We start from the raw sequence: 12,299 nt of genomic DNA, 5'->3' as shown, positions 1-12,299 counted from the left end.
CATGCGATTCTCTGTCTACCAGGAAAGCAGGAAAGGCGGCCGCCGCGTCAACCAGGACCGCATGGGCTATTGCTTCACGCGCGACGCGCTGCTGATGGTGCTGGCCGACGGCCTGGGCGGCCATGCGCACGGCGAAGTCGCCGCGCAGCAGGCGCTGCAGACGCTGGCGCGCCAGTTCCAGGTGCAGGCGCGGCCCACGGTGCGCAACCCGGCCGAGTTCCTGCAGGACACCATCATGCTGGCCCACCGCGAGATCCACCGCTATGCCGAAGCCAACCAGATGGCGGACGTGCCGCGCACCACGGTGGTCTGCTGCCTGGTGCAGCAGGGCCAGATCTACTGGGCCCATGCCGGCGACTCGCGCTATTACCTGCTGCGCAAGGGCCGGCTGCTGACGCGCACGCGCGACCACTCCAAGATCGAGAACCTGCTGCAGCAGGAACGCGTGCTGCCGATGCACGTGGCCAACCACCCCGAACGCAACAAGCTCTACAACTGCCTGGGCTCGCCCAACCTGCCGCTGATCGACCTGGGCGGCCCGGTGCGGCTGGAGCCGGGCGACGTGGCCCTGCTCTGCTCCGACGGCCTGTGGGGCGCGCTGGAAGAGCCTGCCCTGGTGGACAAGCTGTCGCGCCTGTCGGTGGTGCAGGCGGTGCCGGCGCTGATCGAGCAGGCGCTGCAGAACGCCGGCGAAGGTGCCGACAACACCACCGGCATCGCCATGATGTGGGAACTGGACAGCAATGCGGCGGGACAGGATTCGGTCATGACCGACACCCTGCCGCTGAACGCCTTCACCACCTCGATCCTGGAGCGCACCGGCTCTGACAGCGACCTGCTGTCGGAGGAGGAGATCGAGCGTTCGATCGCCGAGATCCGCGCCGCCATCGACAAGACCAGCAACCTGATGCGGTAATGCCTTGCCCCGGCGGCGCGCGCCCGGGGCAACTGTGCAGCGCTCCAGGGCTGGCGGCGTTAGAATCGCGGTCTCTCCCCGATTCGGACAAACCATCCCATGCGACCCAGCGGCCGCGCAGCCGATGCGCTGCGTTCCATCAGCCTTACCCGCCACTACACCCGCCACGCCGAAGGCTCCGTCCTGTGTGCCTTTGGCGACACCAAGGTGCTTTGCACCGCCAGCGTGCTGGCCAAGGTGCCGCCGCACAAGAAGGGCAGCGGCGAAGGCTGGGTCACGGCCGAATACGGCATGCTGCCGCGCGCCACGCACACCCGCTCTGACCGCGAGGCCGCGCGCGGCAAGCAGACCGGCCGCACCCAGGAAATCCAGCGCCTGATCGGCCGCGCCATGCGCTCGGTGTTCGACCTGGCGGCGCTGGGCGAATACACCATCCACCTGGACTGCGACGTGCTGCAGGCCGACGGCGGCACCCGCACTGCAGCCATCACTGGCGCCTTCGTCGCCGCCCATGATGCGGTTTCGACCATGCTGCGCGACGGCCTGATCGCCGCCAGCCCGATCCTCGACCATGTCGCCGCGGTCTCGGTCGGCATGGTCGACGGCGCGCCGGTGCTGGACCTGGACTACGCCGAGGACAGCAGCTGCGACACCGACATGAACGTGGTCATGACCGGCAGCGGCGGCTTTGTCGAGGTGCAGGGCACCGCCGAAGGCGCGCCCTTCAGCCGCGCCGACCTGGACGCCATGACGCGCCTGGCCGAAGCCGGCATCGCCCGCCTGGTGCAGCACCAGCGCGACGCACTCGGCCTGGCCTGAGCAGCGGGACCCGCGATGCAACGCCTGGTACTGGCTTCCAACAACGCCGGCAAGCTGCGCGAATTCGGCGCGCTGCTGGCCCCGCTCGGCTTTGACGTGGTGCCCCAGGGCGAACTGGGCATTCCCGAGGCCGAAGAACCCTTTGCCACCTTCGTCGAGAACGCGCTGGCCAAGGCCCGCCATGCCAGCCGGATGGCCGGGCTGCCCGCGCTGGCCGACGATTCCGGCATCTGCGTGCACGCGCTGGAAGGCGCGCCCGGTGTCTATTCCGCGCGCTATGCGCAGATGGCCGGGCAGGCCAGGTCTGATGCCGCCAACAATGCGCACCTGGTCTCGCAACTGGCCGGCAAGCTGAACCGCCACGCGCACTACTACTGCGTGCTGGTGTTCGTGCGCCACGCCGAAGACCCCTGCCCGATCATTGCCGAAGGCCTCTGGCACGGCGAGGTCGTCGACGCGCCGCGCGGCGCGGGCGGCTTTGGCTACGACCCGCACTTCCTGCTGCCGCACCTGGGCAAGACCGCCGCCGAGCTGTCGCCCGACGAGAAGAACACGGTCAGCCACCGGGCCCAGGCGCTGCGCGCGCTGGTGGCACGGCTGCAGGCCGATGCCGCGGAAAGCGCCCCCCGATGATCCCGATCGTACCGGCCTCCGCGTCCGTGCCCGTGGACAGCAAGCAGCTCTGGCTCAAGCCCGGGCAGATCAGCCTGCCCGGCTCGCCGCCGCTGTCGCTGTATGTGCATATCCCATGGTGCGTGCGCAAGTGCCCGTATTGCGATTTCAACTCGCACGCCGCACCCGGCGCCGACAACCACGAGATCCCGGAAGACATCTACCTGGACGCGCTGCGCGCGGACCTGGAGCAGTCGCTGCCGCTGGTATGGGGCCGGCCGGTGCATACGGTCTTTATCGGCGGCGGCACGCCCAGCCTGCTGTCGGCGGCAGGCATGGACCGGCTGCTGTCGGATATCCGCGCACTGCTGCCGCTGGATGCCGACGCCGAGATCACGATGGAGGCCAACCCCGGCACCTTCGAGGCCGACAAGTTCGCCAGCTATCGCGCGAGCGGCATCAACCGGCTGTCGATCGGCATCCAGAGCTTTAACGATCGCCACCTGCAGGCGCTCGGCCGCATCCACGGCGGCGCGGAAGCGCGCAAGGCGATTGATATCGCCCAGGCCAGCTTCGACAACATCAACCTGGACCTGATGTACGCCCTGCCGGGCCAGACGCTGGACGAATGCCGGCAGGATGTGGAAACCGCGCTGTCGTACGGCACCACGCACCTGTCGCTGTACCACCTGACGCTGGAGCCCAACACGCTGTTCGCCAGGTTCCCGCCCGCGCTGCCGGACGACGACAGCGCGTACGAGATGCAGGACTGGATTGAAGCGCGCACGGCCGAGGCCGGCTACCGGCACTACGAAACCTCGGCGTACGCAAAGCCGCATCGCGAGGCGCGCCACAACCTGAACTACTGGCGCTTCGGCGACTACCTCGGCATCGGCGCCGGCGCGCACGGCAAGCTGTCGTTCCCGCATCGGATACTGCGCCAGATGCGGTACAAGCATCCGGCCACCTACATGGAGCGGGCGCTGGCCGGCAATGCCGTGCAGGAAGCGCGCGATGTCGGCGCCGACGAGCTGCCGTTCGAGTTCATGCTCAACGCCCTGCGCCTGACCGATGGCGTGCCGGCATCGAGCTTCCACGACTACACCGGGCTGCCGCTGCATACCATCAGCAAGCAACTGGCGGAGGCCGAAAAGAAGGGACTGCTGGAAGCGGACCTGACCACCATCCGCCCCACCGAGCTGGGCCGGCGCTTCCTCAACGACCTGCAGGAGATGTTCCTGAAGGACTGACGACGCGATAGCCTGCCGTCATGGGCAGGCCTGTGGCCCAAAATAGAACGGCCATGCACTGGCATGGCCGTTCTGGGTGACTACGCGATCAGTACGTCAGTACGGCACCGCCATGTCGTTGGCAACGCGCGCCCGGGCCCCCACCTGCAGGCCGCTGAGGTTGGCCTGCTGAACGGTAGCCATGCGCCCGTCGTCCAGCCGGACGTTGACGCGGTAGCTAGTCTGCGAACTTGTGGTGGCACGCTTGTCGATCTGGTTGCCTGCCACGGCACCCAACACCGCGCCGCCGATGGTCGCCGCGGTCTGGCCGCGGCCGCCACCGACCTGATGGCCGAGCAGGCCGCCGGCGGCACCGCCGATCAGCGTACCCACCAGCCCGTTGCTGCTCTGCTGCTGCGACAGCGGCTCAATGGATTCCACGCGGCCAAAGTAGACGGCGCCCTGCGGCGCCTGCGAGACGTTCGGGTTCTGGTAGCCGGCATTGGCCGGCGGCGGGGCACCGTAGCCACCGTAGCCGTTGTTGTAGCCGCCGGGTGCCGCGCAACCCGCCAGGACCGCGGCCGTGGCCGCGGCAACGACACCCAGCCAGCGTTTGCGATTTTCTTGCATCAAATTCTCCTCTGTTGCTTGTCGAATACCAGGCAACGCATTATGCGATGCGTCCCCGGCACAACCCTAAGAGCCTGCCACCGCGCACAAGGTTCCGTTGTGTCGGACAAACGCCGACAGGCCAACGCGTAGCAAGCGTCATGCAAACCCCTGTCACGCCCCTGTATAATGCCGGGCTTCGCTACGTAGAGCGTGTGCAACGATCCGCGCTACAATGCGCATTCTTCAGGAAGCGTGGCCGAGTGGTTTAAGGCAGCAGTCTTGAAAACTGCCGATGGGGTGACCCATCCGTGAGTTCGAATCTCACCGCTTCCGCCAACCCCTTCTAAGTCGTTGTTTTGGCTGGAAACCCTTGTACAGTAATGGGTTTCCGACAGCTTGGTGTGCCGAACATGTGTGCCAACAAAACCAACAACGACATGCCAAAGTACCTCTACCAGCGCGACGACGGGCGCAGCCAGAACTGGTACGTCCGCTTGCACGCCCCGACCGAAATTCATGCTCTGCTCGCGCCGGGCCAGCGTGAAATTCGCAAGTCCACCGGGACGCCCGACCGGCAGAAAGCCAAGGCCATCGGCGCGCGCCTCGAGGCCGAGTACCGCCAGAAATGGGAGGCCCTGCGCGCCACGCCCGGTAGAGCCTCGCTGCAGACGGTTGGCCTGACCACATCCCTGATTACCCAGATATGCGGCGCGCGGCTTGGCTCCTGGTCGCTGACCGACGATTTCGAGCGCATCGAGCAGGAGGGATTGGATGAAGAGAGCCTGCAGCGCATCGAAGAGTTTTGCACGCTGACCGATGCCGTGATGCGCAGCATCCTGGCGCAGGGTCGGAGCTCGTCGCATTGGGCCCCTGTCGTCAAAGGCATTCTGGAATGGTGCGAAGACCTTGGCTACGACATCGAAACGACCGACCCGTTGTTCCCGCAGCTGGTGCGCGGGTTCGCCGCTGCCGAAAAAGAGGCCCACGCCATCATCCGCTTGCGTAACAACGGGGAGACGCCAGCCTTTCCGCTGCAAGAAGCCGCGAAGCCGCGTCTGTCTGAAATGAAGGCGGCTTACACCACCCACAAAGAAGGCAACGTGGGACGCAAGACCTTCACCACCAACCTCAGCATTTGGCAGCGCTTCGTCGACTTTTGCGGCGACGTGCCGCTCGACTCGGTGACTTCTGGCCTGGTCTATCGCTTCCTCGATGACCGTCTGCATACGGACCAACAACCGTGGTCGGCCGACTACGCGCTGGGCCGCGCCACGAACACGCTCAGGGAGTTCTTCGGCCTGGCGCGCACGCTTAGCCTAATGACGGCGCCCAATCCTGTGCTTGCCTTGGAAATCCTGCCAGCACTCAGTGCCGAGCAGGCGGAGGCGCGCAAACGCCCGCGTTACCCGTTTGCCACCGCCCAACTGAACACGCTCTTCGGCTCCGACTGGTATGAGCCGACCTCGCCTCGCTTCACGGGCACCATGCGCCAGGACCTCGCCGCCCGGTATTGGGCGCCGTTGATTTGCCTCTTTCATGGCCTGCGCGTTCGTGAAGTGGTGCAGTTGCACAGCCACGACGTCTCCTCGGTGGAGGGCGTGCTGCTGATGACGATTCAGTTGGACCTCACTGGCACGGAATCGAGCCGGAGCGCGCAGCGTACGCTGAAGAACGAATCCACCCAGCGCACAGTCCCTGTGCATCCGGAGCTTATCCGGCTGGGCTTCACCGAGTTTGTGGACACGGTAAAACAGCGGCACGACGTCGGCGCGCCGCTGTTTCCATCGGCGGTTCCAAGCCCCGACAGCAAGAACCCGCTGTGGGGACGCGCGTACGAACAGGCCTTCCTGCGCCATGTCAGCCAACGGCTGGCGTTCGGCCCGGGCTTTGGCAATCATAGCTTTCGGCACACGGTCGAGGACAAAATCCGCGATGTGCAGCTGTTGCAAGGGGTATGGCCGGCCGGCTTGTCCCAGTTCTATACCGGGCGGAAGCTGCCACGGGACGCGGACAAGCTGTTGCTACGTCTACAGGGTAGTGAGATTGACTACGGCAAAGGTTACAACCCCGTCAACATGGTCGACTACATCCAACGCATCACCTATGACAAGGTGACCCTGCCCCCGCCGTTCACCACTTGGCTGGCTGGGCAGGCCGCCGTGGACCCGAGACTGCTGCGGAAGAATCAGGACCCTCTCCGCAATGCGCCGGCCGTTGCTTAGCGGCCAGCGCACGGAAACGCGCGAAAAGGAAAGGCCCACTAACCTCAATGCGACGGCGGCACCGACCGACGAGAAAGCTCCCCCGGCAGAGCAGATGCACACCGGCACAACGGGTCGTTCGACGGCCTGCCGCAGCCAGAGCAGGGCTCGTAGTACATCATTTCGTCGACCTGAATCTGTGGTGGCGCATGCCTTCGGTCGAAATACAGCGGTGCGAACTTGTAAAGCACCTCGCCCGGAACTAGTTTGTTGTCCATATGCGCCGCAATATTTGAGCGCATAGCCAAGCCACCTCTCGGATGTTTTTGGCCGTCCGGGCTTGTATCTTCCAAGCGCTCCGACCCCAGCCAGCCGCGCTTGTCTGTCGGCAGGGCCAACGCAAACTCAAGGTCATGCACTTCCGTCTCGGCAAGGCCTCGTTTGTTCAGCGAACGAGCGTGAGCCTTGAGCACTAAGTTTTCGTCGATGGCTACATCGAGTTGCAGGCGCTCGCGGAATGGCGCGGCCTTGCTATCCACTTCGACGACCAAATTTGCGAGTGGACGACGCAGGTCATCTGGCAGGACCTTCGGGCCTGGACGATGCGGTGCGACCAGCTGAAATTTACCGAAACCGTCAGTGGGGTCGACGCAGTACAAGTCAAACTTCTCTCCCCGCACCTCACCTTCCTGGGGCATCTCCAGTCCGGCATTGAGCAACTGCATGTATGAATTTCTGGCGAGCACCAACTCCAATTTTTTTGCCAAGTGCAACCGAGCCTCATCATGGGCAACCCAAGCGGCCCCTTCCGATATAAGTGAGCCGCTTCGTTCGGCCACATGCACACGTTGCGGCCCAAAAAGTTCATGCAAGCGTGACTTCACCACAGGCATGTTTACCATACCGCCAGTGGCTAAACACATGGCAATCGATGCGGATGAATATCCCTCCCGTTCTAGCAACCGCTCGATGCGCTGGATTCCTTTCTCTATCAGGTGTGCAACAATTTCGCCCAATTCTTCTCGCGAGAGCGAAAAATCCAAGTCCGGGTCATCGAGGCCGACGAAGAAGTTAGGTACGAAGATACTGGCGCGACTGCGCTCGCTAAGGTCAATCTTCGCTCGCTCACACGCGTGCATCAAACGAGACCTGGCTTCCGTCTGAACCGATACTTCATCGGGCAAAGAACGCGATGCACGTACGCGCTTCTCGACTTCGTTCCGCAATTCCTCGTCAAAGAGGTCACCTCCGACGTCATCGGTACCATCATTGCCAACCTGTACCAAGAGCCCATCGACAAGTCGGCAGAGGGTGAGGTCCAACGTGCCACCACCCCAGTCAAAGACGAGCAGGAGCTGTCGGTCGTAGCGGCGCACGGTGGCCTCAAAATCATCACTTGACCGCAGATGACCATATAGAGCAGCTAGCGGTTCATGCACAAATTGAACAACGTTGATGCCCGCCATGCGAAAGGCATCGCGTAGCAAGGCTCGTCGATGGCCTTCCATATTAACTGGGATGGTCACGACCGATTTCTCAGCTTTTAGGCCCTTAAGCCCTCTAATCTTGTTGTTCTCAAGTGCTTGCTCGCGGACGAACCGCACTACATCCCGAACAATATCAACGGGACTACGCTCAACCCCGCCTACGAACACGCTCTCTCGACCCAGTAGCGTCTTTGGAGACCGCACGACGTTCCCATGAACCCCAAGCCCCGCTTGCCCGAGCCGTTCGCGAGCCTCCCGCCCAACGATGGTCTTAGTGCCCTCGTAGCAAACCACCGAAGGAATCGGCAGCCCCTTGTCATCCGAAAAGCTTACGACACGCCCCCCATGAACCACGGAAATCAGACTATTCGTTGTTCCGAAGTCAAAGCCAACCACCGTCATGTCATCAGCTCCCTTGTAGGTTCTGGATTTCCCGACGCAACGCATCGGCGACGCGTTCTGCAGAATCCACCATTACGTGCACCTTTGGCTCGGGCCGACGAAGCGCTTCAAGCCCAAGCTCGAGGAGGTCCACGTCAGCAGTCAATCGCCTAAGCACCCGAGTACGCAACAGTTCAAGGTCATCCCTAAGATGAACAGCCTCCATGTCAGCGGCTGCCTTTTGCGCATTCAATGCTTCGTCGTGGGACGTAATCAGCGCAGCGTTTGCCAACTCTAAGGCCTCGACCTTTTTCCGCGTCTCAGAAAGTTCACTTTCGAGGACGCCAACTTGCTCCCGCAGAGAAGCGTCCTCCCTCGCGAACGACTCCGCCTGAGCGTGCTTATCTGCCGCTTGCTTACGATATTCGTGGCAGGCAAGGCCAACGCCCTCAAAGGCCTCGATTTCCGTCAGTGCGCGAAGTCTTGCCGTATCATCCTCGAGACGACTACCACGCGGGCGCCACAATGCCAGGTAGAGGGCGTCAGTTATTGCGTCGACAGACAGACCCTTTATGTCAACCAACCAGAGCGCCAGACAGTAAACGGCGTTCGTTCGGAGCTGCTCGAACTCAGTCGCCTTCATTGGCTCTGCTTGGTCAACCGTAAGTAACTTTTGCTCTGTACCAGCCAGTATCTTCAGTGCTTCGGCTGTGCCTGGAGCCTCATCCACATTTCGAATCGCCTCCTCAATTCCTCGTTGCATGAGAATCGGGTGACTAAGAAGCACGCGCCTAACAAAGGCACGTATCTCTGCTCGCAGCGCTGGGTATGTTTGGATGGAGCGAGCGACCAGCAGCAATTGACGGGGAACGGCGAGAGTTGCGTCCCCTTTTGCAAGCGCCATAAGGCGCTCCAACTCCACCTCCATGAGCTTTGGATGCTGTGCAATCAAACGCTCCACCCTCGGCTTAAGTGAGACTTTTCGACCCCTCAAGCCGTAAGCGCTCGTAATGAACTGAACGAGCGTTTCAATTTCGACCTTTTGCTTTGCAAGGGTACGCCGTTCGCCAGTTGCGCGCGAGCTAACGGAAGTCGACTGCTCCGGGTTCTGCAGCGAGGTCGGTGCTGATGCGGCACTAGCGTCGGTGGTGTCGGCTGTCGAAGCGCTCACCATTGAAGACCCTGCCGGCATACTCGCAATGCCTTGACGCGCATTCCCCGTCCCCCTCTGAGGCGGCGCTTCGCCGTAACGGAGGACTTCGCCGGTCTTCGCGTCCTTGATAGGAATACTGCGTTTGATTTCTGTCATTTTGTATTTTCCACGTCCGCCAAGCGGGTAAGCATGTGCTCCGCCCAGGCGGCAGTATTGGGATTGCCGATGAGCTCCCGGGCGGCCCTTCTGGCGATTTCCCGCGCCCCACCGGCCGCGCCCCCCTCCGCGAGGAGCAAGCGAAGCTTGACACGGTCAAACTCCGGAATGTCACGTTTAGCCAGGGCAGCGAGGTTCCCCGCATCAGCTAACAGCTCCATCGGAGACAACATCGCCCAGCGCAGGATGCGCAACGTCTCATGGTCGGTAAGCAAATCCTCCGGTGCACTTTTTCTACCGAGCACGCTAGCCGCAGTGGCGCCCCAACCTTTCCCCTCGAGCGTCGAAAGGAAGCGCATTGCAGCACTACGCAGGCGTCCTGCGGGAGCTACGGCAGCTGCATCTGCAAAGTGGTTGAAGTGAAATGAAACCAGAGCACGTACGATACGCGCGATAAGACGGTCGTAGTCGAGCAGCGCATCGGCCGCGCGATTGAAGCGCTGCCGGTACTCATCGTAGGGGAGGGACGAGTCCGGCGAGCGCTCCTTGGCCAGTACGCCGTAAAGATACTGACAAATTCCGTCACAATAGGCGTCGGCGGTTACAAAGGCGCGGCACTCATCAATGAATTCGTCGACTGAGGCACGCGTGAGCGTGCCCTTCTTGGCCAACTTCATGAATGCGCTTTCTACGCCGCCCAAGTCGCCGTCGTCTGCCACCCGAAAGACCAGTTCAAACTCCGCTTTCGCCGCGTCATTTTCTAACTTGAGCTTAACCCTGTCATTTCTGAACTTAGACAGGAGCATTGGAAGTCTCTCAAGGGAGACGGTCTTGCCATTCAGGCTCGCGCCGGTACTGTGATACACGCGAAAATCTGTCGCAACCACTGCACGGGAGACATGATAGGGTCTCGCCCCAAGCTCGATACCTCGAATGAAGAACAGCGGCTGCAAATATGGATGTGCCTCAAAGCGATGCCGCCGAAGGTCTTCCATTTCATCAAATTGAGCCGAGCAGTGCTGACACTGGTAAAGGGTTCTGCTCGCCTCATGCGTGCCCTCAAGGCCAGCCTGCTCGTGAAATTCAATGTAGCCCGTATGCCAAAAACCCATTCCCTTGCCCCCATTGATGTCTACTTCAAGATAGACACTCACAAGCACAAACAATCGAGACACACAGCCATCTAAGCACAACCCCACCTTAGGGGGGGGGAATTCCCATCAAAAAACCATTTCCGACCTTGTCTCGCACCGTCTGGGGGGACACGTGCTCAATGGCATCGAGCATTGAGGTCATTTGGGAGCGGCTAGACCTGCATTATCGATGCACAAACATAATTCACACTACCCACTCCATCCACCTGCTCTCCCAGTGGTGGAAAGGAGACAGGCGTCAACCACCATCGCCAATGGCCCCATTCCTTCTCGTCCTCACTACGAATCGATTTCGCATCCAGAATTCTCGGGCGAAACACCGCATGCCACGACCCACTCAAATCTTTTCAAGACCTGCACCGAAGCCCTACGGGTGCGACGTCGCAATCATCAAGTGATAGCGAGTTAGGCGCACTCCTACCTCAAAGGGAAAGCAGCCTGCCCTTGCCGAGATGATAGCCCTCAGCCTGTAACAACCAAACACAAGGAGTCCGCGAGAGCGGACTCCTTGCCTCAATCAAGCAACGCGTCTACGGCCGCTGACGGGAGTCCCTGAACGCCAACGTCCTCAGATGCCGGACGATGGTGCTGTAGCTACCGCGCCCAAGCTCCAGCCGCACGTTGACCGGACCAACCCGACGCTGCTGCTTCTTGAGCGCAACGCACGCCCTTACAACGTCCGCGGCACTGATACCTCTGCTCCTCATTTCGATGACCTCTTGAATGCGCTCGACCGCCGTGGTCGAGTTCATTACGTGTAGTCACCAGAAATTGGTGTAACCGAAATCCCGTGCGTTCTCGCGTTCCGTGCTCCATCCTGTTTTCACCACGACGACAAGGAGAACCCATGCAAGCAACGGCCCTGGACACCGCACCCGCAATTCGCACGACGCTGCATCTATCCCCCGCAGTCTGCGCCGCCGCTATGGTTTCAGCGCAAGCTGCAGGACTTGGGCTGACTGAATGGCTCGACCACATCGTGGCAGCCGCAGTACAGGACACTGAGTTGCAAGACGCGCCACCGCTTGCGCTGCCAACCGCGGAGCTCTTTTGCCGCGTCGCGAATTCGTCGCCCGAGCTGCTTCATGGCCGATGGGCGCTGCTCTACGAGCGTGTCTGCCTTGAGCGGGACCTCTGGCATTCTCCGCGGCAAACTGTCGGGGAGATTGAGGATGGCGAACCACCCTTCGAGCCGTACATCAGCTCCGCCCGGCTGCGGAAAGCCTGGCCACGATTGGTCGCAGCTACTTTCTGCTGCTAACCACGGGTCGCTGGGAAACGGCAACTGTAGCCACGAGATTGAGACCAACTATGCAAACCCTCGTTCTGATTTTCGGTCCCGCGGCTGCCGGCAAAGCTACTGTCGGACAGCTGCGGAGCTAGCGCTTGTCCTGCATCTCGAACATCTGAAGCTGACGCTGCGCGAGCGCGCCTGAGTCTTGTCCCTGGCTGATGTACATTCAACATCGGTTGATGTGCCATGTACATCAGTGGAGCGGCCCCCTGAATCGCCGGACACAGTCCCCCACTTACAATAGCGGGTAGGCATACGACTGTGTTTATGACTAAAACGAAGCAG

The 12,299-nt window shown here is 61.7% G+C and carries 11 protein-coding genes and 1 tRNA gene; 7 read left to right on the top strand and 5 right to left on the bottom strand.

Going from position 1 to position 12,299, the window contains the following annotated elements; translation table 11 throughout:
• The first annotated feature begins 1 nt into the window (after position 1).
• The 4 genes from ACW4E8_RS36505 (at position 2) to hemW (ending at position 3,597) form a co-directional block, all read left to right on the top strand.
• Positions 2-916: a PP2C family protein-serine/threonine phosphatase gene (locus tag ACW4E8_RS36505; RefSeq protein ID WP_018312357.1), complete on the top strand. Its 915-nt coding sequence runs from the start codon at positions 2-4 to the stop codon at positions 914-916.
• A gap of 99 nt (positions 917-1,015) precedes the next feature.
• Entirely contained in the window at positions 1,016-1,735 is a 720-nt protein-coding gene (gene rph / locus ACW4E8_RS36500; RefSeq protein WP_456808948.1) for a ribonuclease PH, read from the top strand.
• Between the two features lie 15 nt (positions 1,736-1,750).
• Positions 1,751-2,368: an RdgB/HAM1 family non-canonical purine NTP pyrophosphatase gene (gene rdgB, locus ACW4E8_RS36495; RefSeq protein ID WP_456808947.1), complete on the top strand. Its 618-nt coding sequence runs from the start codon at positions 1,751-1,753 to the stop codon at positions 2,366-2,368.
• The gene (gene hemW, locus ACW4E8_RS36490; protein WP_456808946.1) at positions 2,365-3,597 is read left to right on the top strand and encodes a radical SAM family heme chaperone HemW; all 1,233 of its coding nucleotides are present in this window, start codon (positions 2,365-2,367) and stop codon (positions 3,595-3,597) included. The genes rdgB and hemW overlap by 4 nt, the downstream gene beginning before the upstream one ends.
• Before the next feature lie 96 nt (positions 3,598-3,693).
• Here the strand turns inward: hemW and ACW4E8_RS36485 are convergent, their stop codons facing one another.
• Positions 3,694-4,206 carry a glycine zipper 2TM domain-containing protein gene (locus ACW4E8_RS36485; RefSeq protein ID WP_456808945.1) on the bottom strand — a complete coding sequence of 171 codons (513 nt, stop codon included), beginning with the start codon at positions 4,204-4,206 and terminating at the stop codon, positions 3,694-3,696.
• Between the two features lie 228 nt (positions 4,207-4,434).
• Between ACW4E8_RS36485 and ACW4E8_RS36480 the strand changes: the two genes are divergently transcribed.
• Together ACW4E8_RS36480 and ACW4E8_RS36475 are read left to right on the top strand one after the other, a co-directional pair.
• A tRNA-Ser gene (locus ACW4E8_RS36480) sits at positions 4,435-4,524 on the top strand.
• A 74-nt stretch (positions 4,525-4,598) separates the two neighbouring features.
• Complete coding sequence (locus ACW4E8_RS36475) at positions 4,599-6,410, top strand: DUF6538 domain-containing protein (RefSeq protein ID WP_456808944.1); 1,812 nt, start codon at positions 4,599-4,601, stop codon at positions 6,408-6,410.
• A gap of 44 nt (positions 6,411-6,454) precedes the next feature.
• On the opposite strand, the gene ACW4E8_RS36470 is transcribed toward ACW4E8_RS36475, so the two are convergent.
• From ACW4E8_RS36470 to ACW4E8_RS36455, 4 genes are all read right to left on the bottom strand, one after another.
• Complete coding sequence (locus ACW4E8_RS36470) at positions 6,455-8,278, bottom strand: Hsp70 family protein (RefSeq protein WP_456808943.1); 1,824 nt, start codon at positions 8,276-8,278, stop codon at positions 6,455-6,457.
• Positions 8,279-8,282: 4 nt separating this feature from the next.
• Positions 8,283-9,566 (bottom strand): hypothetical protein, encoded by a 1,284-nt coding sequence (locus ACW4E8_RS36465; RefSeq protein ID WP_456808942.1) that lies wholly within the window; start codon positions 9,564-9,566, stop codon positions 8,283-8,285.
• Positions 9,563-10,720 carry a hypothetical protein gene (locus ACW4E8_RS36460; protein WP_456808941.1) on the bottom strand — a complete coding sequence of 386 codons (1,158 nt, stop codon included), beginning with the start codon at positions 10,718-10,720 and terminating at the stop codon, positions 9,563-9,565. The genes ACW4E8_RS36465 and ACW4E8_RS36460 overlap by 4 nt, the downstream gene beginning before the upstream one ends.
• A 530-nt stretch (positions 10,721-11,250) precedes the next feature.
• Positions 11,251-11,427, bottom strand: coding sequence for a DNA-binding protein (locus tag ACW4E8_RS36455; RefSeq protein WP_456808982.1), 177 nt, complete (start codon positions 11,425-11,427; stop codon positions 11,251-11,253).
• Between the two features lie 140 nt (positions 11,428-11,567).
• Between ACW4E8_RS36455 and ACW4E8_RS36450 the strand changes: the two genes are divergently transcribed.
• A complete protein-coding gene (locus ACW4E8_RS36450; protein WP_456808940.1) occupies positions 11,568-11,981 on the top strand; it encodes a hypothetical protein in 414 nt (137 codons plus the stop codon).
• The last annotated feature ends 318 nt before the right edge of the window (positions 11,982-12,299 follow it).

It is taken from the genome of Cupriavidus sp. CP313 (genome assembly GCF_054072015.1).
This window is presented reverse-complemented; position numbering and strand designations above follow the sequence as displayed.